The 24,035-nt window shown below is 42.4% G+C and carries 18 protein-coding genes; 15 read left to right on the top strand and 3 right to left on the bottom strand.

All coding sequences use genetic code 11. The features are described from left to right. Positions 1-43 precede the first annotated feature (43 nt). From pcaF to JMX96_RS10765, 15 genes are all read left to right on the top strand, one after another. Positions 44-1,252 (top strand): 3-oxoadipyl-CoA thiolase, encoded by a 1,209-nt coding sequence (pcaF, locus tag JMX96_RS10835; RefSeq protein WP_201569015.1) that lies wholly within the window; start codon positions 44-46, stop codon positions 1,250-1,252. A gap of 2 nt (positions 1,253-1,254) precedes the next feature. Further along, positions 1,255-2,427, top strand: coding sequence for an alpha/beta fold hydrolase (locus JMX96_RS10830; protein WP_201569014.1), 1,173 nt, complete (start codon positions 1,255-1,257; stop codon positions 2,425-2,427). A 95-nt stretch (positions 2,428-2,522) separates the two neighbouring features. Next, the gene (pcaH, locus tag JMX96_RS10825) at positions 2,523-3,251 is read left to right on the top strand and encodes a protocatechuate 3,4-dioxygenase subunit beta (RefSeq protein WP_201569013.1); all 729 of its coding nucleotides are present in this window, start codon (positions 2,523-2,525) and stop codon (positions 3,249-3,251) included. Positions 3,252-3,254: 3 nt separating this feature from the next. Continuing rightward, entirely contained in the window at positions 3,255-3,878 is a 624-nt protein-coding gene (gene pcaG, locus JMX96_RS10820; RefSeq protein ID WP_201569012.1) for a protocatechuate 3,4-dioxygenase subunit alpha, read from the top strand. Positions 3,879-3,974: 96 nt separating this feature from the next. After that, positions 3,975-5,165, top strand: a complete 1,191-nt coding sequence (pobA, locus tag JMX96_RS10815) for a 4-hydroxybenzoate 3-monooxygenase (protein WP_201569011.1) — start codon at positions 3,975-3,977, stop codon at positions 5,163-5,165. Between the two features lie 58 nt (positions 5,166-5,223). Next, positions 5,224-5,895, top strand: coding sequence for a 3-oxoacid CoA-transferase subunit A (locus JMX96_RS10810; RefSeq protein ID WP_201569010.1), 672 nt, complete (start codon positions 5,224-5,226; stop codon positions 5,893-5,895). After that, positions 5,895-6,542 carry a 3-oxoacid CoA-transferase subunit B gene (locus JMX96_RS10805; protein WP_114701978.1) on the top strand — a complete coding sequence of 216 codons (648 nt, stop codon included), beginning with the start codon at positions 5,895-5,897 and terminating at the stop codon, positions 6,540-6,542. The genes JMX96_RS10810 and JMX96_RS10805 overlap by 1 nt, the downstream gene beginning before the upstream one ends. A gap of 168 nt (positions 6,543-6,710) precedes the next feature. Then, on the top strand, positions 6,711-7,238 hold the full coding sequence (locus JMX96_RS10800) for a TRAP transporter small permease (RefSeq protein ID WP_201569009.1): 528 nt from the start codon (positions 6,711-6,713) through the stop codon (positions 7,236-7,238). After that, the gene (locus JMX96_RS10795; protein WP_201569008.1) at positions 7,235-8,524 is read left to right on the top strand and encodes a TRAP transporter large permease; all 1,290 of its coding nucleotides are present in this window, start codon (positions 7,235-7,237) and stop codon (positions 8,522-8,524) included. Before JMX96_RS10800 ends, JMX96_RS10795 begins: the two co-directional genes overlap by 4 nt. Positions 8,525-8,688: 164 nt before the next feature. Continuing rightward, on the top strand, positions 8,689-10,143 hold the full coding sequence (locus JMX96_RS10790; protein WP_201569007.1) for an aldehyde dehydrogenase family protein: 1,455 nt from the start codon (positions 8,689-8,691) through the stop codon (positions 10,141-10,143). Positions 10,144-10,278: 135 nt separating this feature from the next. Beyond that, positions 10,279-11,325 carry a TRAP transporter substrate-binding protein gene (locus tag JMX96_RS10785; protein WP_201569113.1) on the top strand — a complete coding sequence of 349 codons (1,047 nt, stop codon included), beginning with the start codon at positions 10,279-10,281 and terminating at the stop codon, positions 11,323-11,325. Positions 11,326-11,448: 123 nt separating this feature from the next. Next, positions 11,449-13,056, top strand: coding sequence for a benzoylformate decarboxylase (gene mdlC / locus JMX96_RS10780; protein ID WP_227677026.1), 1,608 nt, complete (start codon positions 11,449-11,451; stop codon positions 13,054-13,056). A gap of 429 nt (positions 13,057-13,485) precedes the next feature. Beyond that, the gene (gene tynA, locus JMX96_RS10775) at positions 13,486-15,828 is read left to right on the top strand and encodes a primary-amine oxidase (RefSeq protein WP_201569005.1); all 2,343 of its coding nucleotides are present in this window, start codon (positions 13,486-13,488) and stop codon (positions 15,826-15,828) included. Positions 15,829-15,992: 164 nt separating this feature from the next. Beyond that, a complete protein-coding gene (locus JMX96_RS10770) occupies positions 15,993-17,417 on the top strand; it encodes an aldehyde dehydrogenase family protein (RefSeq protein WP_201569004.1) in 1,425 nt (474 codons plus the stop codon). A gap of 222 nt (positions 17,418-17,639) precedes the next feature. Continuing rightward, complete coding sequence (locus tag JMX96_RS10765; RefSeq protein ID WP_201569003.1) at positions 17,640-19,298, top strand: GMC family oxidoreductase; 1,659 nt, start codon at positions 17,640-17,642, stop codon at positions 19,296-19,298. 490 nt (positions 19,299-19,788) lie between these two features. Here the strand turns inward: JMX96_RS10765 and JMX96_RS10760 are convergent, their stop codons facing one another. The 3 genes from JMX96_RS10760 to JMX96_RS10750 form a co-directional block, all read right to left on the bottom strand. Beyond that, entirely contained in the window at positions 19,789-20,610 is an 822-nt protein-coding gene (locus JMX96_RS10760; protein WP_201569002.1) for an alpha/beta fold hydrolase, read from the bottom strand. A 706-nt stretch (positions 20,611-21,316) separates the two neighbouring features. Continuing rightward, complete coding sequence (locus tag JMX96_RS10755; RefSeq protein WP_201569001.1) at positions 21,317-22,180, bottom strand: HNH endonuclease; 864 nt, start codon at positions 22,178-22,180, stop codon at positions 21,317-21,319. Beyond that, positions 22,177-23,757, bottom strand: a complete 1,581-nt coding sequence (locus tag JMX96_RS10750; protein WP_201569000.1) for an AAA family ATPase — start codon at positions 23,755-23,757, stop codon at positions 22,177-22,179. The genes JMX96_RS10755 and JMX96_RS10750 overlap by 4 nt, the downstream gene beginning before the upstream one ends. Between the last annotated feature and the right edge of the window lie 278 nt (positions 23,758-24,035).

Raw genomic sequence — 24,035 nt, 5'->3', positions numbered from 1 at the left:
AAGAACAAATACAGTATATCATTAAATAATCTAGGAGCAAGATATGACAGCAGTCTATATTTGTCATCCAAAAAGATCAGCAGTAGGTCGGTATGGCGGCGCATTGGCTGATATTCGTCCTGATGATCTATTAGCACAAGTAATAAAGGCAGTGCTCGATGATGCACCTGACTTTGACCATAGTGCGATAGAAGACAGCTTTATGGGGTGTGCCAATCAAAGCGGTGAAGACAATCGTAACGTTGCACGCATGAGTGGCTTGTTATCAGGCCTCTCAGAAAATGTACCAGCGACAACTATTAATCGACTATGTGGCTCAGGCCTCGATGCAGTAGGAACGGCGTTTCGGGCGATAGTCAGTGGTGAGATGGAACTGGCACTCGCTGGCGGTGTTGAATCAATGACCCGCGCACCATTTGTAATCGGTAAGCCTGAGGGTGCTTATGATCGTCGTCAAACGTTACAAGACACAACCATGGGTTGGCGTTTTATTAATAAAAAACTGGATGCCATGTATGGCACAGAAGCGATGCCACGCACCGCAGAAAACCTAGCGGAAAAATATAATATCTCTCGTGAAGACCAAGATTCTTTTGCGGTATGGTCACAACAAAAAGCCGCTCAAGCACAAGATGATGGACGTCTAGCGGCCGAAATTACTCCTATCACAATCGAGAGACGCAAAAAAGAAGCGTTGATCGTCGATACAGACGAGCATCCACGTCCGAATACCGATATAACTGCTCTAGAAAAGCTGCGCCCTATCTACGAAGGAGGGACGATTACCGCTGGTAATGCTTCTGGCATCAATGATGGTGCTGCTGCCATGTTAATCGCTAGTGAAGCGGCCGTAAAAAAATATGGTCTAACACCAATGGCAAAAATCGAAGGGATGGCAACTGCTGGCGTGGAACCAACTATTATGGGTATCGGTCCGGTACCAGCTACTCAAAAACTATTAAAGCGTCTTAATCTTAGTTTAGACGATATCGACATCATCGAGCTCAACGAAGCTTTTTCTGCCCAAGTACTGGCCTGTTCAAGAGAGCTAGGATTAGAGGATCGCGATCCAAGACTGAATCCTAAAGGTGGCTCTATTGCTTTAGGTCATCCACTTGGCGCTTCTGGTGCACGTATTCTGATTTCAGCTATTCATGAGTTACAACGTACCAAAAAGGACCGCGCACTTTGTACGATGTGTATCGGCGTTGGTCAAGGTATTGCCTTGGTGGTTTCAAGAGCAGGAGAATAATAATGGCATTTTTGACAACAGACACACACCTTATTGCTTATCAAGATAGTGGTGAAACCTACTTGCCAGCATTGTTTATGGCGCATCCGTTAGGCATGAGCCGTAACGTATGGGACAAAGTATGTGATGAGCTACATGGTCATTATCGCTGCATACGTTGGGACTTGCCGGGCCATGGCAGCAGTGGCGCTGCCTGTGTAGATTTGACGATAGAGCAGTTGGCTTATGATGTACTCAGCTTAGCAATCGCTTTAGATATTAAAAGCTTTAGTTTCATTGGTACTTCTATTGGCGGCATGATTGGACAAAGCCTGTGCCAAATTTCGCCAGAATCTTTAGAGCAGGTTTGGCTCACCAACACAGGTGCTGTGATTGGTACAGCAGAGGCGTGGACTGAACGCGCTGCCAACGTTCGCAGTTTGGGCTTGGCTCAAATGGCTGAAGGGATTGTCCCGCGCTGGTTTGCACCTGCGTATATTAAACAAAACCCTGATGCACTACTTGGATGGCAAGTACAGTTATCACGCAACGATGATGAGAGCTATGCCAAGCTTTGTGAAGCCATTGCGCAAGTTGATAATCGTGAACACTTAGCAAGTTATACAGGCAAGGTTGCCTTACTGGCAGGTAGAGAAGATGTCTCTACACCGCCTGCGACGCTAGCCGGACTCCAAGAAGCTTTTACCGATGCTGAATTAACCGTATTTGACGGGTTGGCGCACGTGCCAGCAGTTGAAATGCCCAAACAGCTAGCCGAGTACATACAAAACAACCCTATGCGTGATTCTATTGGGCAGACGGGTATTGGTTATGAGCAAGGTCTTATACAACGTAAGCGAATCCTTGGTGAAGACCATGTTACCAAAGCCTCCAAGAATGCCACAACATTAGATGGACCTTTTCAGCAATTCATCACACGTAATGCTTGGGGAGAGCTGTGGGGAGATCCTAGCTTGACCGTGCAACAAAGAAGCATGATTACCACTGCCATATTGGCTGCCCTTGGACGCGATGGTGAGCTGGGCTTGCATTTACGTACCGCGCATCGTTTAGGTATCAATGAAGATCAGTTACGTCAGGTGCTGATGCATGTATCGATTTATGCTGGCGTACCAGCGGCCAATCATGCGTTTTCTTTAGCCAAAGATAATGGATGGGGTAATCCCATCAGTTAAGGCAGTAATGAGTCAGCACAGTAGTTAATTAGCACAGCAGCTAGTTAGTACCCGATATTGATAAAGTTTGCTTTATAAAAATGGAGAGCAATGTAATGAGCCATAAATACCCCTCTTTTCTATCACGTGATCGCACTTGGCAGCCAGAACCCTACACACCAGGTTACAAAACTTCGGTGGCGCGTTCACCGCGTCAAGCGTTGGTCAGTCTCCAAAGAGCGAGCGATTCAGAGCGTAGTGGTCCTGTATTTGATGGTTTAGAAATCGGTCAGTATGACAATGACTTATTGATGAATTTTCGAGCAGATGGTGAGCAAGCAGGCCTGCCTATTGGCGAACGTATCATTATGCATGGTCAGGTAATCGATCAGTTCGGTAAGCCTGTGCCCAATACGTTGGTTGAGATGTGGCAAGCAAACGCTGGTGGTAAATATCGTCACAAAAAAGATGGCTATCTGACACCACTAGATCCTAACTTTGGCGGTGTTGGGCGATGTATCACTGATGCTGAAGGTCGCTATCGTTTCCGTACAGTGCGTCCAGGGCCTTATCCGTGGCCGAATGGGGTTAACACTTGGCGACCTGCGCACATTCATGTATCTGTCATGGGTCCTTCAATCTCTACGCGTCTGATTACCCAAATGTATTTTGAAGGGGATCCGCTTATTCCACTTTGCCCAATTGTACAAGTGCTAAAAGATCCAGAAGCTGTTGAAACAATGATTGCACGCTTAGATATGACTAGAAGCAAGCCAATGGACTGTTTGGCCTATCGTTTTGACATCGTGGTGCGCGGCGCATTACAAACCTATTTTGAGGAGTAAATCATGTACAGCCAATACAAATTACAAGACGACAGTGGTCTGTTGCGTGAAACGGCATCTCAAACGTCAGGTCCTTTTGTACATATCGGCTTGGCATTAGAAATTGCTGGTTTCGAGTCACGATCTGATGAGATTTGGCAAGATTTGGCCAAAGAGGGTGCTGAAGGTGAGCACATAGAATTGGTCGGTCATGTATACGACGGTAATGGCGAAGCGGTACATGATGCATTGATCGAGATATGGCAAGCAGACAGCCAAGGTAATTATATTAGTAACTTTGATAACAAAGAACCGTTTAGCGGGTTTGGACGTAGTGCTTGTGCTTTAGATGGAGATTTTCATTTCCATACCGTCAAACCTGGACAGGTGGATTTTTATGGTAAGCCCATGGCGCCGCACGTCAATATCGCCATTTTTGCACGTGGTATTAATTTACATCTGCAAACCAGAGCCTATTTCGATGATGAGCAAGAAGCCAATGAGCAGTGTCCAATATTGAACAGTGTGCCTTCAGCAGAACGTCGAAAAACATTGATAGCCAAAAAAGAGCAAGGCGATGGCAAACCTCGCTACCGATTTGACATCTACTTACAAGGTGATGGAGAGACTGTCTTTTTCGATTTTTAAATGAATACTTTTACGGATAGCTAATGGCTTTCGTAAAGAAGCGATTGATAAAAATGTAGTGCAAATAGGAATTTATCAAGTAATGAGAGGGATTTCATGAATTATAAAACTCAGGTGGCCATCATTGGTGCTGGCCCATCAGGTTTATTGCTCGGTCAACTACTGACCAAAGCGGGTATCGACAACATTATTTTAGAGCGTCAAACAGGAGAGTATGTCCTAGGGCGTATCCGTGCAGGTGTTTTGGAGCAGGGCACTGTGAATCTGATTCGCGAGTCAGGCGCTGGTGAGCGAATGGACAAAGAAGGACTGGTTCATACTGGCACTGACTTTAGTTTTCAAGGTGAGCACTATCATATAGACCTAGAAAAATATAGTGGCGGCAAACATGTCGTGGTATACGGTCAAACAGAAGTCACTCGAGATTTGATGGAAGCGCGTAAAAAAGTAGGCGGTGTCACTGTCTATCAGGCAGAGAACGTTGAGCTACACGATATTGAATCAGACAAACCTTACGTCACTTATCAGCATAACGGTGAGTCGTTCCATCTAGACTGTGATTACATAGCTGGATGTGATGGTTTCCATGGTGTCTCGCGTAAGTCTATTCCGTCTAATAAGTTAGAAGAATATGAGAAAGTCTATCCGTTTGGTTGGTTAGGGTTGATGAGTGACACGCCACCAGTCAATGAAGAGCTGGTCTACTGTGCTCATGAGCGTGGCTTTGCACTTTGCTCGATGCGTTCTCCAACCAGAAGCCGCTACTACATCCAAGTGCCTGATACAGACAAGATCGAAAACTGGGATGAAGAAAAGTTTTGGGCGGAGTTAAAACGCCGTATTCCACCAGAAATGGCTGAACGACTAGTGACTGGGCCTGCTATAGAGATGAGCATTGCACCGCTACGCTCTTATGTTTGTGAAACGATGCAATATGGCAAAGTATTCTTATTGGGAGATGCGGCACATATTGTTCCGCCGACTGGCGCTAAGGGATTGAACCTAGCCGCTAGTGATGTAGAAACAGCGTTTCGTTTGTTTGTGAAAATATATGAGGAAGAACGTATAGACTTGATCCCTCGCTATCAAGAAATCTGCTTGGCACGCGCTTGGAAAGCCGTACGCTTCTCATGGTGGATGACCATGCTATTACATCGTTTTCAGAGTGCAGGTCGTTTCGATTTTCGGGTACAGCAAGCTGAGTTTGATTACTTTATTCATTCAGATGCTGGAAAAGCAACGATTGCTGAAAACTATGTGGGCTTACCGTTTGAAGCACTAGAGTAAATAGTTGAGTTTCAATTATTTAGACCTAGCTACTCAACTTTTTATATAGGATGATTCCATGTTAAATAAAGTGACAGAATCTGCCATCGACGCCATGAATCATATCAATGATGGGGCAACTATCTTGATAGGTGGGTTTGGCTTGGCAGGTCAGCCAGCAGAGCTGATCGACGCATTGATTGAGCGTAATGCTAAAGATTTAACAATCGTAAGTAATAATGCAGGTAATGGCGAGACAGGATTGGCGCTATTACTAAAATCAGGCTGTGTGCGCAAAATCATTTGTTCGTTTCCGCGTCAGCATGACTCGTATATTTTTGATGATCTTTATCGTTCAGGCAAGATTGAGCTCGAAGTGGTACCACAAGGCACGTTGGCTGCTCGTATGCAAGCTGGCGGTAGTGGTCTTGGCGCGATTTATACGCCGACCGCTTATGGTACGCTGCTTGCTGAAGGCAAGGAGACACGGACTATCGATGGCGTAAACTATGTATTGGAATATCCAATCAAAGCAGATTTTGCCCTTATCAAAGCTTTTCAGGGCGATCGTTGGGGCAACCTAACCTATCGTAAAGCTGCTCGCAATTTTGGTCCAATTATGGCGGCAGCATCGAAGCATACTATTGCTCAAGTGAGTGAAGTAGTCGAATTGGGCGCGTTGGATCCTGAACACATCATTACACCAGGTATCTTTGTGCATGAAGTTGTTTGTATTGAAGGAGATAAATAATGAGTAATTATACTCCACGTTCAGTTGATGAGATTGCCAAGTGTGTTGCTCAAGACATCGAAGAAGGCATGTATGTCAACTTGGGCATCGGACAGCCTACCAAGGTCGCTGACTTTCTACCAAAAGATAAAGACATTTTTTTGCATAGTGAAAATGGTGTTTTAGGCATGGGGCCCGCTCCTGAAGAAGCTGATAGAGATGGCGACCTGATCAATGCTGGCAAACAATATATCACGCTACTCAAAGGTGGTAGTTACTTTCACCATGGTGACTCTTTTGCCATGATTCGTGGTGGGCATATCGATCTATGTGTTCTTGGAGCATTTGAAGTCGCTAAAAATGGCGATATTGCTAACTGGTTTTTGGGTCGTCCAAAAGACATTCCAGCCGTTGGCGGAGCGATGGATTTGGCGGTTGGGGCCAAAAAAGTTTACGTCATTATGGATCACGTTAGCAAAAATGGTGAACCCAAAATCGTTGAAAGTCTCAATCTCCCTATTACTGGCGAAAAGTGTGTCAATCGAATTTATACGGATTTAGCGGTGATTGATATCACTGAGCAAGGGTTGGTGGTACGTGAAATGGTTGATGGGTTGACCTTTGATGAATTGCAATCAAAAACGGGCGCGACATTGCGACAGCCATAACCTAAAACAACTCGTGACACGCTATTATCAGTACAGCGCTTAACCATCAAGAAGGGATTTCATGATGAAAAAACACTTATCTCTAGCAGTCATACAGGCTATTTGGCCTGTTATAAATGATGATACTAATGAGATTGCATCAGCCTCTAATAACAAGGCAGGTGCTATATGACATTTTTAGTCAAGCTCAGTGTTTTAATCTCTAGATTATGCCAGTTTATCGGTGGGGTGAGTCTCATTATCATCGTACTAACCACCATGCTCGACGTCGTCGCACGCTACATATTCAAACTCACCGGCGGTGAGTTTGGCTTTACCGTCAAAGGCAGTGTAGAGATCGTCTCCTACTTTATGCTATTTGCATTACTCGCTGCCTTTGCCGCATTTGTCGAACGCTCACAAATCATCGTCGACGTCTTCACCCAGAAAATGCCACAGTCTATCAAAGGCTACCTCATGGGTATCTTTATGATGGGCTTCTTTGTCATCGGCATTGTCTTTTCATGGGGACTCTACGAGAGCGCCATTGACGCCTTAGAGTATGGCAAAGTCACCCAAGATCTTCGAATATCTATGATGCCTATCTATATCGTTAGTGCATTCTTAAGCATCCTACTAGCCATTCGCTCATTGATCGAATCTATCAACATCTTTAAGACAGGCGAATTCTTTGACGCCGAGGAGACAGGCGCATGAGTCCAGAAATCATCGGTGCGATTGGCCTAGTGGTCATGATCCTGCTTGTCGTCTTACGAGTACCCGTTGCACTTGCCATGTTAGGGGTAGGCTTAGTCGGTTTCGGTGCGGTCACAGCCCCCAGTGGTGCGCTGCAAATGCTCAAAGACATCCCAGTCGATGTCTTAGCAAAGTATGACTTTAGTGCCATTCCCTTATTTATTCTGATGGGCGTGTTTGCCACTCACTCGGGCATGGCAGGTAAACTCTTTGAAGCCACCCGAACCATATTTGGCGGGGTACGGGGTAGTCTTGGTATTGCCGGTATTGGTTCATCGGGTATCTTTGCCTCTATCTCAGGATCATCGCTTGCCACTGCCTCTACCATGACCAAAGTGGCGCTACCGCAAATGGAGAAGTACGGTTATCAGCCTGGCTTTGCCTGCGGTATCTTAGCCGCTGGCGGTACGCTTGGTATTATGATTCCGCCCAGTATTGCGCTACTAGTCTATGCCATCTTAACCCAGCAGTCAGTGGGTGACATGTTTATCGCTGGGTTCCTACCCGGTATGCTCGGTATGGTGATGTACTCACTCACCGTCATGGTGATGGTACGCTGGAAACCACATTTAGCGAAACGTGGTGAGAAAACCACGTGGAAAGCCAAGCTACTGTCACTAACTGGTCTGATACCGTTTAGCTTTATCTTTATTGTGATTATTGCTGGTATCTTCTTTGGGCTATTTACTCCAACAGAAGGCGCCGCAGTAGGGGCGTTTGTCTCATGGGCTTATGCCTTTGCTAAAGGTATGCGTTTAAATGGACTCAAGCAGTCATTGATTGAGACACTAGCACTCTCTGCAGTGGTGTTCTTTATGCTACTGGGTGCAGAGGCATTAGGGTATTTTATCTCAGTCTCACGCTTGTCTTATACCTTGGCATCTTGGATCGGTGGGTTGGCAGTCAGTCCAATGATTGTACTGATCTGTATCTTGTTCATGTACTTCCTATTAGGATTGTTCATGGATGCCTTAGCAATGCTGGTAATCACCATACCTGTGGTATATCCCATCATTCTAGCGTTAGGGTTTGATCCGGTATGGTTTGGCATCATTGCGGTATTGACGGTGGAGCTGGGTTTGATTACGCCGCCGATGGGCATGAATATCTTTGTGATTAAGGCGATGGCACCGCACATTAAGCTGTCCGATATGTTCCGAGGGGTGGCACCATTCATTGTCTCTGATGTGATTCGTTTGGTTATCTTGGTGATGTTCCCTGCGATCTCACTTGTGCTGCTCGGGTAGTGTTTGTCAGACAGTTAATAACACGCTCTATTACAAGTCTCATCGTTGAAGTGCACCGTATTATTCATGATGCCGCGTATTGATATACGCAACATCATGTAAAAGAATATTCGTAAGAAAATAGTAGTACCCCTTAGATAAATAGTTTTTAACAAGGAATTGATATGTCTAACTACACAAATTTACATCATAATTACATAGCAGGCGAATGGCGTGATGGTACATCGAGTCATGAAATCGTAACAAGTAATCCGTTTACTGGTGAAGATATCGCCACGTTTAAAGCTGCCAGCCTAGATGATATTAACAAGTCTTATGAGGCACTAGAGCAAGCACAACAGGACTGGCGTCATACCAACCCTTATGCTGTAAGCCAGATTGTTGAGCAAGCGGCAAAAGTAATGAGTAACCGTCGAGACGAGTTGGTTGATTTGCTGGTGCGTGAGTCTGGTTCTACCGTGATGAAAGCCAATATTGAGATTGATGCCTGTATTGGGGTTATTAAAGTGGCCGCCGAGTACCCGTTTTTATTAGAAACTACGGTTGCACGCTCAGCCATTCCCAATAAGTTAAATCACATTATTCGTAAACCAGTAGGTGTGGTAACGGTTATTGGCCCCTTTAATTTTCCAATGTTTTTAGCCATGCGATCAGTAGTCACGGCCTTGGCAAGTGGCAACACCGTATTATTAAAGCCTGCCTCTACCACACCCATTACTGGCGGTATCTTGCTGGCCAAAATCTTCGAAGAGGCAGGTTTGCCCCCAGGTGTGTTGACAGTGGTTGTGCCAATAACCTCTGAGATTGGCGATGCGCTATATACACACCCGATTCCTCGTGTGATTTCGTTCACTGGATCTACTGAGGTTGGTCAGCGCATAGGAGAGATGACGGGCCGCGAAATTAAGCGTTCTATTTTAGAGCTTGGTGGCAATAATGCCTTTGTAGTGCTTGACGATGCCGATATTGATTATGCGGCACGTTCTGCAGTCTTTGGTCGTTTCTTACATAGTGGTCAGATTTGTATGTCAGTGAACCGTATCATTGTTCATGAGTCTATCTTTGATGCGTTTGCCGAAAAGTTCGTCGAATATACAAAAGGACTGAACGTTGGTGACCCATCAAGACCTGATGTGTTGGTGGGGCCTTTGATTGATGAGCGCGAAGCTGTGCGGGTTGAGCAGGCCGTACAACAAGCAGTACAAGAAGGTGCTGAGTTACTTCTTGAAGGTAAGCGTGACGGTGCGTTCGTTTATCCATATGTCCTAAAGGGCAGTAATGACGTTTATTCTGCACGTACAGAAATGTTTGGCCCTGTAGTGACCTTGATTTCACACAAAGGCGATGCTGATGCTTTACGCTTAGCAAACGATACCGATGCTGGATTGAGCGGTGCTGTGCATTCTGCAGATATCTCCCGAGCACAAAGGTTTGCGGCAGGATGGCGCACAGGCATGGTTCATATTAATGATCAAAGTGTCAATGATGAGCCGCGCGTTGCCTTTGGTGGTGAAAAAGCATCAGGGGTGGGCCGCTTCGGTCGTCACATTACCTTCGATGAGTTCACGACTTATCAATGGGTATCGGTACAAACTGAACAGCGTCCATATCCTGTTTAGTGATTTTGAACTTAAGAATGTAGGCATTAAGGTTCTTATTACCAATCATTCAGACATATGAGAGCGGCATAGATTGGAAGCTATGCCTATTTATCTATCACAATAATTGTCTACCATCAAAAAAAGGAATTCATGATGAGTAAAACCTTTTCAATCAGCTTAGTGTTGGCGGCTCTAGTGGGTATGACGGCTTGTTCACCATCAGATGACAGCACCACTCAAAGTGCTCAAGAAGTCACCACTCTGCGCTTCTCACATTTTTGGCCAGCCACCTCGACCACAAACACAGAAATATTTGAATACTGGGCAAAAAAAGTAGAGGCAGAATCTAAAGGGAAAATTAAAATTGAGATATTTCCTTCTGCAACACTCAGTAAACCAAACGCAACCTATGATGCAGTTGCCAATGGTGTGGTCGATATTGGTTCTACGCTCCAAGGCTATACCAATGGCCGCTTTCCATTGACTCAAATTACTGAGTTACCAGGGCTGTCAAACTCGGCAACACAACTAAACTGTATGCTCCATAATCTATATGACGATGGTGTGATTGCAAGTGAGTATGAAGACACTCATGTGTTGTTCATGATGGGTACCGGCCCTGGTGGTTTTCACACGGTTGACAAGCCGATTCGCACACCAGATGACTTAACCGGGATGCGTATTCGAGGTCCTTCAGCAATAACGGGCAATATCATTGACGCAGCGGGTGGTACGCCAGTGGGGTTGCCAGTGACTGATCTTTATACCTCTTTGCAGCGCGGTGTATTGGACGGTATAAGCTTGCCTTGGGATGCTATGGGTTCCTTTAAGTTGACAGAGATAACCAACATCCATACCAATATCCCTTTTTATAGCTCGCCGATTGTTGTGACCATGAATAAAGATAAATATGAAAGCTTGCCAGACGATCTTAAAAAAGTCATCGATAATAATTCGGGTGCGGCGATGGCCAAAATAGCGGGCAAGGTGTTCGATGAAGATGATGCAAGGTATATGGCTGAAGCCAAAGCTAAGGGTGATTCAATCATAGATATTCCCAATCCACTAGAAAACCCTGAATGGAAAAATCCTTTAGAAGCGGGCACACAAAAATATTTAACAGATCTTGCCAAGCTGGGTTTGGACGCTCAAACAGCTTATCAAAAAACTATAAAAGCCAGTGCCGCTTGTCAGTCTTAATAGCTAGGTCACTTGCTCCGATAGTAGGGACTGTAAAGCAGTCTAATATTAAACAGACCTTAGTATTAACAATTTTGACAATCAACGCTTAGCAATAAGCAATTAGTGACAAGGATGTCTTTTATGTCTTCTATGCAGCATACAGATACTGTACAACAAGTGACGTTTCGTTTGATGCGTGAACTTAATATGACGACAGTGTTTGGTAATCCCGGCTCTACTGAGCTTAATTTTTTGAATAACTTTCCTGAAGATTTTGAATATATATTGGCCTTACAAGAGTCATCTGTTGTGGCGATGGCCGATGGCTATGCTCAAGCATCTGGCAATGCCGCTTTTGTCAATCTGCACTCAGCAGTAGGGGTTGGCCATGCATTAGGAAATATATTCACAGCATATCGAAATCACACACCTTTAGTCATAACGGCAGGCCAGCAATCTCGTAGCATCTTACCATTTGCGCCTTATCTTGGCGCAGATCACGCTGCCGACTTTCCAAAACCGTACGTTAAATGGAGCATCGAGCCTGCGCGTCCTGAGGATGTACCATTGGCAATCGCTCAAGCGTATCATATTGCGATGCAGCATCCACGTGGTCCAACCTTTGTATCGATACCCTCTGATGATTGGGACAAAACGACCTATATGCCTCATTACTCAAAAGTGATTGAGGGCACTATACCAACGGCAGCAGCCATTGATCAGCTGTTAGAGGTACTCAAAAACAGTCAAAATTTAGCCATAGTTGTTGGTGCAGATGTCGATAGGCAGGATGCATTTAATACTGCTGTTAAACTGGCTGAGCGGTTACAAGCACATGTTTGGGCAGCACCGTATTCGAGTCGAGCCAGTTTTCCAGAAGACCACCCTCAGTTTGCAGGGTTTCTACCTGCGCTTCCTGCACAGCTGTCAGAAAAACTGTTTGGATATGATGTGATTCTGGTGATTGGTGCCCCTGTGTTTACGTTACACATTGCAGGAGATGTGACGATATTTGATTCAGCAGTCAAAATATATCAAATTACCGATGATCCAAAATATGCGGCATTTGCCTCTGCAACCACCACTTTATTTGGTTCAATCAACCACAGTATTAGTGCCATGTTGGATAAAATCCTTCCTCTATCTGACTCCCAGAGTGACAAATTTGTCACGCCGCTGCGTCCTGCTGCACCCAAGGTAACTGGAGCGACCCCCATTTCAGTGGAGTATGCCATTGATCTGCTGTCGCATGCACGACCATCTGACTCTATTATCGTCGAAGAAGCGCCTTCTCACCGGTCTGTCATTCAACGTTTTTTGCCCATTACACAAGCGCAGGGCTTTTTTACGATGTCTAGTGGTGGTCTTGGCTATGCGTTACCGGCATCAGTAGGAGTCGCGTTATCCACTAATAAACGGGTTGTGTGCTTAATTGGTGATGGATCTTCTATGTATTCTATTCAGGCTGTTTGGACGGCCGCGCAGTTGAATTTACCTGTGACATTTATTGTGCTAAACAATTTTGGATATGGTGCCATGCATTCATTCGGTAAAATTATGAAGAGTCAGTCTGTACCAGGGCTTGACTTGCCCAATATTGACTTTGTGCAAGTGGCCAATAGTATGGGTTGTGAAGGTGCTTGTATTAAAGAGCACGAAAACCTACCCGAAGCAATTCATAAAGCGGTCAATGCATCGGGCTGTTATCTGTTAGAAGTCATTGTTGACCCAAATACAGGTGATATTTAGCGCCCCATTCTCAGATATGATCACCTATTGTTATATGTGGGCATATCTGAGTATCTATCAGTATTTTATGGGTATGGAAATTCTAATTTAGTTTGGCATTATCAAATATATTAGCGTTGCTATTATGGACAATAAAATCCCCCAAATCACTGATATACTACAACTTTATAGTGAACTATTGTTTAACTATGTAAATACTGTTACAGTATTATTTGAAAATTCTAATGAACTAAAGTTTTGTTTATAACGATTGTGTTCAGCATTATGAAGAGGGTTATTAACAGCCGTCTGTCAACGAGTAGAAAACCTACAATCATCGGTTAATAATACTGATGATAGAAACGTTAAATATAATATTAGATATCAATATTTAGCGGCTATTACAAAAAATAAAGCCTATATCCATCCACAATAACAAGGAAGTTATCCATGAGACATTTTTGCTCACTCTCAAGCCATCAACAGAAAGTCAACGCTACAATCAGTAAAAACCCTCGCCAGCATACCTCATTGTCATCTACTCTAACAGCATTGGTCGCCAGCTTGGCTTTTATTTATAGTGGACAGGCACTGGCACATGGCGGAGAGGTACATATGGTGCCGATTGAGGCAGCTATGACCACAGCAGGGGCAGAGGTCAGCTACGACAGCTACGCTGATATGTATACCGTCACCAAAAACTCTACACGTGTACAAATCAAACCCAATAGCGCAACTGCCATGGTGAATGGAAAGCCTTTAAAGATCACTAACCCACTGGTCATGAAAGATGGACAAGCTTTGGTGCCTGACACCTTGGCCAATGAAATACTCCAATCCAATTTGGATCAAACATTCAAAATAGAGCAAAGCCCGCATCCCTTGAATGTATTGAGTAGTGACGAGATTAACGAAGTCACAGCCATTATTCGTAAAGCCAAACCTGAACAAAAAAACTCACGGTTTGCTGATATTCGTCTAAAGCAACCCGACAAAGATGCCGTGTGGCGTAACGTGATTGATAGAAAACCTTATACAAGCGACCGCGTGGCAACGTTTACCATCTTAAAAGGCAATACGGTCATTGAAGGGGAAGTCGATTTAAGCAAAAACACGCTGACAAGCTGGAAAGTTTTAGAGAACACTTTTGGCATGGTACTGGTCGATGACTTTATGGCCATACAAGACATCATTCAAACTAGCCCAGAGTATAAAGCCGCACTGAAAAAACATGGGGTAGACGATGTGACCAAAGTGGTGGGCACACCGTTGACCGTTGGGTATTTTGGGGGAGAAGATGGTCTGTTAGACAAGCAACAGAGGATTCTAAAAATTGTCTCTTACCTAGATGTCGGCGATGGTAACTATTGGGCACATCCGATCGAAAATTTAGTAGCCGTGGTCGATTTAGATAAGAGCAAGATTATTAAAATCGAAGAAGGTGGTGTTATTCCGGTACCTATGACCCCACGTCCAATTGATGGTCGCGATAAAAAGGCTGTGACCAATAAACCATTAAACATTATTGAACCAGAAGGAAAAAACTATACCATCACTGGTCGAAACGTTGAGTGGAACAATTGGAAGTTCCATATCGGTCTAGACAGTCGTACAGGTTTACAGCTCAGTACCGTTACTTTTAAAGACAAAGGTGTAGACCGTAAAATCATGTATCAAGGCAATTTAGGTGGCATGGTAGTCCCTTATGGTGACCCTGATATGGGTTGGTATTTTAAATCTTATCTAGATTCTGGCGAATATGGTATGGGCACCTTAACTTCCCCACTAGAAAGAAATGTTGATGCACCAGAAAATGCGGTGCTCCTTGATGCGGTGCTTGCAGATTACGAAGGTAATCCTTATACCATTCCGAATGCCATTGCCGTGTTTGAACGTTATGCAGGCCCTGAGTTTAAACACCAAGAAATGGGACAAAAAAATGTCAGTACTGAGCGTCGTGAGCTAGTTGTACGCTGGATCAGCACCATCGGCAACTATGACTATATTTTTGACTGGGTACTTCAGCCAAACGGTACCATTGGTATCAATGCTGGCGCTACTGGTATCGAAGCGGTCAAAGGTGTTATTACCAAAACCATGCATGACCCAAGTGCTAAAGAAGACACACGTTATGGCACACTGATAGACCACAACATCGTTGGCACCACGCATCAGCATATCTATAATTTCCGCTTGGATATGGATGTTGATGGCGAGACCAACAACATCAAACGTATAGAGCCAGTAGTCGTACCCAATGTGCGCAGTGGCCCGCGTACCAGTGCAATGGAGACTCGTGAGACGACAGTATTAACAGAAACAAAAGCGAAAGAAAATTTTGACCCTACTACTGTGCGTTTAATCAGTAATGCCAGTAAAGAAAACCGTATGGGCAATCCAGTTTCTTATCAAATGATTCCATTTGCAGGCGCCACTCATCCCATTGCGAAAGGTGCTAATTTTGCAGATGATGAATGGTTATTTAAGCGTCTCAATTTTATGGATAAACAAATTTGGGTGACAAAATATAATACGAATGAGTTATATCCAGAGGGTACTTATCCTAATCGTTCTGATAAAGATACGGGGCTAGGATCCTTCGTTGCAGATGACGAAAACATTCATAATAAAGATTTGGTGGTTTGGCTAACCACGGGCACTACGCATATAGCCCGGGCTGAAGAATGGCCTATTATGCCAACAGAGTGGGTGAATATTCTGCTTAAACCATGGAACTTCTTTGATGAAACCCCTTCGTTAAATCTTAATCAAAGTAAAGACAATAGTAAGTAAACCTGACGTGTTTTTAAAATAATGGGCTTTAATGTGGCACTCATATTGTTGCATTAAGGCCCATTATTTTTAGCGTTATTAAAGCCAATTGTTTAAATCTACTATTTTTAAATCATGCGGGTCAATTCTATAGACAATAGATCCTAACAATAAGAGGATGAATAATGGAATCTTTTAATTTAATTATCGGCGGTAAAAGCGTTGCCACTACCGATTGTTTTGATGTCATCAACCCTGCTGATAAATCTGTTATTGCCTGCTGTCCAAAGGCCAGTGTGGCTCAATTAGATGAAGCAGTCGCAGCAGCCAAAGCAGCGTTCCCTAGTTGGTCAGCACTCACCTATGCAGAGCGCCGTGACCACTTAATGCAGCTTGCTGATGCGGTTGAAACTCGTGCTGATATGCTTATGACGATGCTGACCAAAGAGCAGGGCAAACCCAAAAAAGGTTTTGCCGATTTGGGTGCAGGCTTTGAGTTGGGTGGTGCATTGGCTTGGATACGTGCGACTGCTAGCATGGCGTTAGAACCAGAAACTATCCAAGACAATGACTTGGCTAGGATAGAGTTACATCGTAAGCCACTGGGCGTTGTGGGCTCGATTACCCCATGGAATTATCCCTTACTTATCGGCATTTGGCACATCATTCCTGCTTTGCTCACTGGTAATACCGTCGTCATGAAACCGTCTGAGATGACCCCATTGACCGTACTATGCTTTGGTGAGATTGCTAAAGATATTTTGCCAGCAGGCGTATTGAATGTGGTAACTGGCAAAGGTGATATTGGTGCGGCGATGTCTGCACATGTGGATATTCAAAAGATTGTATTTACAGGCTCAACCCCAACAGGCAAAGCCATTATGAAAAGCGCTGCCGTGACTTTAAAACGTTTGACGCTTGAGTTAGGTGGCAATGACGCTGGTATTGTACTGGCGGATGCTGATATTGAAGCCATCGCGGGTAAGATTTTTGCAACCTCTTTTATCAATAATGGCCAAACGTGTGCCGCCTTAAAACGACTATATGTGCATGAATCCGTGCATGATGAGTTGTGTGCAGCCTTGACCACGATTGCCAAAAGTATGAAGACAGGTAATGGGCTTGATGAAGACACCGACTTTGGACCTCTACAAAATGAGGCACAATTGAATATTGTCAAAGCTCTTGCTCAAGATGCCAAAGAGCGCGGTGCAAACTTCCTATGTGGCGGTGAAGTAGTAGACGAGACCGGCTATTTTTATCCCATAACGTTGGTGAACAACATCAATGATGGCGCAAGATTGGTTGATGAAGAACAGTTTGGACCGATTCTACCGATTATTAAGTTTAGCGATATCGAAGAGGCGATTGCCAGTGCCAACCGCTTATCTGTTGGACTTGGTGGTTCAGTCTGGTCAACAGACATCGAAAAAGCACAGAGTATCGGCTCACGTTTAGACTGTGGCACTGTGTGGATCAATAATCATGCCATGGTTCAACCCGATGCACCATTCGGTGGTGTTAAAGACTCTGGGTTTGGTATTGAGTTTGGAGAAGCTGGTCTCAAAGAGTTTACCTCTATACAGACGATGCAGGTTTTTAAATCTTAATAGATATTTATTACATAATAAGTATCTAGTGACCGCTAGTAAATGCAAAAAATATGGCTGAAGTAGAACAGGTAGTGAGTACTTATCTTTAGAGATGCTAAAAGCCCCAGATTACATGGTTGTTAGTAGAAAAAATCAGTTATCTGAAGATGGTTAGTTATTTTAATTGAAATAGGCTCATCTAAAACAAAAGAATATAGTTGACAGTAAAAAGGAGTTTTCATGTCTACTAAGAATAAATCAAAAGGTATTTCACGTCGCAATTTTTTAGGATACACCGCAGTTGCTTCAGGTGTACTTATGTTATCTAAAGGTGCTATAGGTGCAAGTATTAATCCTATAGATAGCCATAGTAAAGAATTCGATTATGTGATTATTGGCGCAGGTTCAGCAGGCTGCGTACTTGCGAATCGTCTAACTGAAGACGGTAGTCAGGTACTTATTATTGAAGCAGGAGGTCCCGATAATAGTGAAATGATATCAACACCCATGCGTTTAATTGAGCTATGGGGTACCGAATATGATTGGGACTATAAAACTATACCGCAAAAAAATGCACACAATCGTATCTTAAATTGGCCACGTGGTAAAACAGTGGGTGGGTCATCTTCATTAAATGCCATGATTTATGTGCGAGGTAATGCATCTGATTATGATCATTGGGCAAATGAATTAGGTTGTGATGGGTGGTCTTATAACGATGTACTACCATATTTCAAAAAGTCAGAAAATTACTCACGTGGTCCAAGTGTCTATCATGGCGGTAACGGGCTACTTCATGTTACTGCAGATTTTACTCCTCATCCGGTAACGAAAGCGATAGTTGATGCTGCTATAGAGTCTGGTATCTCTTTTAATGATGACAGCAATGGGGAGACACAAGAAGGGGTCAGTTATACTGATTTAAATACGAAAGATGGGAAGAGACACTCCACAGCAGTCGCTTTCTTACGGCCAGCTCTCAACCGTCCTAATTTATCATTAATAACTAACTCACGTGTCCACAAAGTAAATATAACAAAGGGTGTAGCAACAGGTGTTACATATCGTCAAGAAGGCACTATCAAAACAGTCAAAGCTAAAAAAGAAGTGATTGTATGTGGCGGTGCTATTGAATCTCCTCGTATTTTGATGCTATCAGGCATTGGGTCAAAATCAGAGTTAGAAAAGCTTGGTATTAATGTGGTTGTCGATAGCCCCGGTGTAGGTGAAAACCTCCACGATCATAACTTAAGCCCTGTAATATACGAAGGAAAGAAAGAGCTCCCGCCACCAAGTGACATGTCTATTCAAGTATTGCATGCTCATATGTTTGCAAAAACTCAGACAGCTCTACCAGGGGCCGATATGCAGCCACTTTTTTTCCATGTTCCTTATTACGCACCTGGTCAAGATAGTTCCGTTCAAAATGCATTCTCTCTAGTAGCTGCAGGAGTTAGACCGACCTCACGCGGTAGGATTACACTAAACAGTTCTAATCCTGATGATAAGATGAATATCGATCCAAATGTACTTGATACACAATATGATGTCGATACATTAGTGACTTCGATTAAACAAATGCGCAATATCGCAAACCAACCAGCCTTAAAAGAATGGCGTGGTCGAGAAATATATCCAGGTGAAGATGTTAAAACAGATGAACAAATTGCAGAGTATGTGCGTTCGTCAGTTGTAAGTTACCATCACCAGAATGGCACCTGTAAAATGGGAAATGATGGTTTGGCAGTGGTGACACCACGATTAAAGGTTCGAGGTGTTAAAAGACTGCGTGTGGTAGATGCCTCTATTTTCCCGTTCGTTATGGCTGGTAATACAAATGCACCCACAATTATGGTAGCAGAGAAGGCAGCTGACATGATTAAAGAGGACAACACATAAACTATGTATGGAGTCAGATATCCAAATTGAACTCCATATTAATATTTTTCAGCCTTTAAAAATAAATCTAACCCCAATATTAAGCGCCTTACCTAGATAAAAGCATGTTATCGAAAAAGCCTTTCAAGCTATGAAATATTAAGCTTAAGAGGCTTTATCAATTTTGGGCAATATGGCAATTAAGACAGTAAGCAATTAATGATTATAGTTGTTAAAAGGCAATAAAGAATCCTTGTTGCTCGAGGCTTACAAGGGTTTAAATAATTACTACTCATATTTTAACTGGTGTGCTTACTCAGAGTAAGCTGTGGGCTCAATGGTTTTTTATACCAAGCTATATTTCGTGGAATTGTTGAGAGTCCATTTCTACATATATTTACGGTTAGTTCTCTGTAATGGCGAACGGTACAATAAAAATTCTGCATCGAATAGTAATATAGCATTTTTGTTCGATGCAGCGCTGTGTTATGTGTCTCTGTAGCACTCGTTTTTAGCTTAGAAACTGATTGATATGCTCACCAATTTCATCAGGTTTCTCATCAATTAACCAATGAGCGACATCTTTAATCCAGACAAGCTCTGCGTTTGGAATCGCTTCTGCCAGCTTTGGTGCATATTCCGGTTTTTGGAAAGGGTCTTTATCACCCCACATAATGAACGTCTGATGTGGAAGGTTGCTAAGTTCGTCAGTAATGGCCTGAGTATATTCCTTATTCAACCGTCTGAGATTGCGAAAGAAGGCATGCTTGCCATCTTCAGTTGACCAAGGTTCAAGATACATCTCAATAAGCTCATCAGTCATGACACTCTTATCATATACACCTTTTGGTAGGAAACCTCGCATCATGCTCAAAAAGTCCACTAGACTCATCTCTGACTCAGCACCAGGTTCCTGTAGCGGCTCAAAATCTGGGATAGGCCATGAATCGAAGCAGATGCTATCTATCAAAATCAGCTTTCGAACTTTCTCTGGATAATTGACAGCTATCAACTGAGCAACGCCTCCACCAATATCATGTCCAACAATATCTGCTTGCCGCGCACCTATGACATCCATGAGTTTTACAATCATGTTGCTTTGCGCATTAATGGACACATCTGCGCTTTTTGGTTTTGCAGATTTCCCATAGTTGAGAAGGTCAGGGGCGATGACCCGATGTGTTTTTGCAAGTTGTGGAATAATATTTCGCCACATGAGGCTATTGGTTGGAATCCCGTGCAGCAGGATTATTGGACTACCTGAACCTTGTTCTAGAAATGCAATCTTATGCCCATCAATGTAGGTATAATTTTCTGTTATTTGAGTGCTCATAGCATCCTCCTAAAGATGAATATTAATAATCGTGAAATCGTTCTACGGAAAAGAGACAGTTTTTGTCAGCTAAGATAAGGCAGTAACTGCCCCAACGTTATAATAGTAATATTAAGGAATTCTTCAGTAAGTATGCGGTCTCAGTGATCAACGGCAACACGGCTATCAACAATAGCATTAATTGATTACGGATCTTTATTTATGAGAAGCTTAATCTCATCACACTATTTCTTCTGCTCGCTTATTCAAAAGCCTAATGAAATGGATTTATTGAAATAACGCGACTGTACCAAAGACTGTTGTAATGAAGGTCTTACTGAGGTTAGAGAAATCAACCTGATGAAAGTGTTATTAATCATACATTAATAACAAAAGCATTATGACTTCAGCCGTTATAGGTTTGTAGCTCAACCGTTTTTAATCGTTAATTACCGTGTATTAGATAATAAAAAACCCTTGCAGCGCGTGGCATACAAGGGTTAATCGGTACTTAAAATTATATTTGATGGTGCGCCCACCAAGAGTAGGCTATAAGCCTAAGAGTCTTTAATATCAAACTATACAGTAATTTTATAATTAATTTTAACAACAAATTTAACAACATTTAATTGTCGTTACAGTAATAGTTCCATTATAAAAATAGGTAGATATTGATTACAAAAATATTATCGGCTGAGCATAGAAACAATCAATAAACATTTTTTTATTATTGGAAACCCCCATCACAATACCAATCACTAACAGAAAGAGCTTGAAACATAGCTGTTTGCCATGAATTCATGTGTTTTCGAATGTGGGTTTGACTTTCGATAAACAGATGCTGTTTTACAGCCATTGTACCTAATAGATCTCTATATTGAGAAAGAGTATCTCTAAGACATCCAAGCTGGTCACTCGCTTCTAATGAGTATCGTAATTCCAATTTAAAGTCTTTGAAGTGTGAATGAACTCTCGCTTTAGAAATTTCATCCCAGTCAATAGGAGCTTTGACATAAAATTGGATTGTTGCTGGAGACGTTTCAATAACCTTTGCAAATAACCATTGCTCATTAGTAATAATTTGATGGTCGAAGTAGGGATGTAAGCTTTGAGTATTTTCTGTGGTGGCGATAAAAGTACTCTTTCCGGTATTACAATCCCTGCAGGATGGAACTAAGTTAGAAGGTACAACTGATAACTGAGGGTATGTAGTTTTAGGTAGATAATGATCTAAAGTCCAGACTTGACCAAAGCCACAAAATGGACATTTACCTGATGGAGCTCGTGATAGTAATAAGTCATAATATGCTTTTCTTGCAGGCTTTTCCTTACCAACCATATGGCTGCTATATACGTTTATTAGCTCTTTTTTTGTAACCTGACCTAAAGCAATTTCTTCATTTTCACAGTTGTTAGGAGGAATAGTATAGAGCTTTTTAGTTTTAGCTTTTTGCTTATAATCTGATGCTGCTACACAGATATCGTTTTCCAGTGCAGTTAGTCGATTGCGTAAACATTCATTTGCAATGCTATGAACACAAACTTGATAAACCTCTTTTGGATCTTCAAGAGGAGCAACTATAACTCTCATCTTTTAGTCTCCACTTCTGAGTCCCTAGCTAAAATTAATGAGCGTAATATAACTTTACCTTCAAAACCTAATTGATAATTGTATTCACGTTCTATTTGTTCATAACTCTTACCTTCACTTACAGAGGTCTCTAGTAAATTATGAAAACCAGACTTAGACACTTCTAATCCGAACACTTCACGCGTCAAGATTCCCACATTTTCGGCAAAAGTTTCACACTCAGGTCTATCAACATTTGAGATAAGTCGTGTTCTTCTTAGGATAGAAACGCATGATTTAGGAACTTCCTGTAATACTACTGGCGAATGGGTGGCAATAATAGCTACGCCATTACGATTAACAAGTAAGTCAGATAGGGCCCTAGTGAATGCAGAAAGTAATGGTGGATGCAAATGGCTTTCTGGCTCATCTAATAGGACTAAGGTCTTCTCTTCAACAGTTTCAACCAGTTTTGTAATAGTCAAAAGTACAATAGCATGGCCTGAGCTCATCCTTCCAAATAGACCTGTAGCTTCTTGAGAAAACCGGTGTTTGTCATCTGATGCATCTTCAGCATATACATTAATGAGGGATCGTAATTTCATTTCAGCGAAATTGGCATCAGATTCTAATTTTCTAATAGCTTCAATCCATCTCCCCCGTTTAGCATCGAGTGCAAAGCATAGTTGCAAACTATTGGTAAAATCTCGGCATAAATCTTTTATGCTTTTTAATCCCCATTGATCTTGTTGTTTCAAACGTTTCTTTAACCCAACGTAGTAATACTGCGTGCCAACACTTGCATCAACTTGGTCATAAGGTGGAGTAAAAGGATCAAATGCACTAAAACTTACAGAAACAACTCCAGCGAAATAGTCTTTTGGTATTATAAGTTCCTCTTCAAATATAGATTCAACAGCAAAAAAACCAGTTTCTTTTCGCGGACCTCTGTTAGGAAGAAGTGCATCAACCATATTGTTAAGCAGAGTTGTTTTACCTACACCATTGCGACCAATCAATATATGAATGTTAGATGAAGGCTTAGTATTAGGCTTCACTTTAAAATCTACTTGAATACCAGAATAACGTTCATTAGATGACTTTTTATAGAAGAAATTGTATTTTGTTAAAGCTGCCTCACCACGTAGAATTCTTCGAAATTGCTGTTCTATAGTGAGGCGGCGGACTGACCTTAATAATGATGTATTAAAAGCCTGTTCATCTTCAGCAATAACTAAACGTTCTGGTAGATATGAAACGTCGCCTAATGCTGTTAGAACTTCACTTACCATTTCAGTAGAAAGCTTTTCTACAAGGTTTTTATAATAATCAGCATCCTGACCTAAAGAGTAAAAGTTATCTAGCAGTGTAGTGAAGGGAGATGATATTTTTTCACTGGTCCAGCCTGTATACTGTCCAACAAAACCAATTTTTACATTGCCAATATGGTGCTTATTACCTTTGGCGTCAAAAATCACAAGGCTAAATAGCGTTTTATAATCAAAATCATCCCAGTTATTAGGTTGTAAATAAGCAGTGTTTTGAGCTTGGTCAGGTAAGTAGATGCCATCAACTAACTTTATAAATGTTATTGCCACTATGTAGCTTCCTTTTTATCAGTATTCAGAAATTACCAAAATGAAATTAAGTTTTATCTATAATTACTTATAAAATCTAATTATTATTTTGTATATATTAACTTATAGGTGCTTGAAAGGGATACTTAATCCTAAAAGCTATTTTATGAACCCTTTAATATTTTGTAGTTCGAAAGCCTATATCTCAGTAAATCTCACATTCACACTTGCCGAGTAATGTCGAATACCCTTATGATGGTTATATTTTGTCTAGGATAGGTATCGCCTCATCACTGACA

The sequence above is a fragment of the Psychrobacter sp. JCM 18900 genome, assembly GCF_904846625.1.
In the GTDB taxonomy this organism is placed as follows: Bacteria; Pseudomonadota; Gammaproteobacteria; order Pseudomonadales; family Moraxellaceae; genus Psychrobacter.
This window is presented reverse-complemented; position numbering and strand designations above follow the sequence as displayed.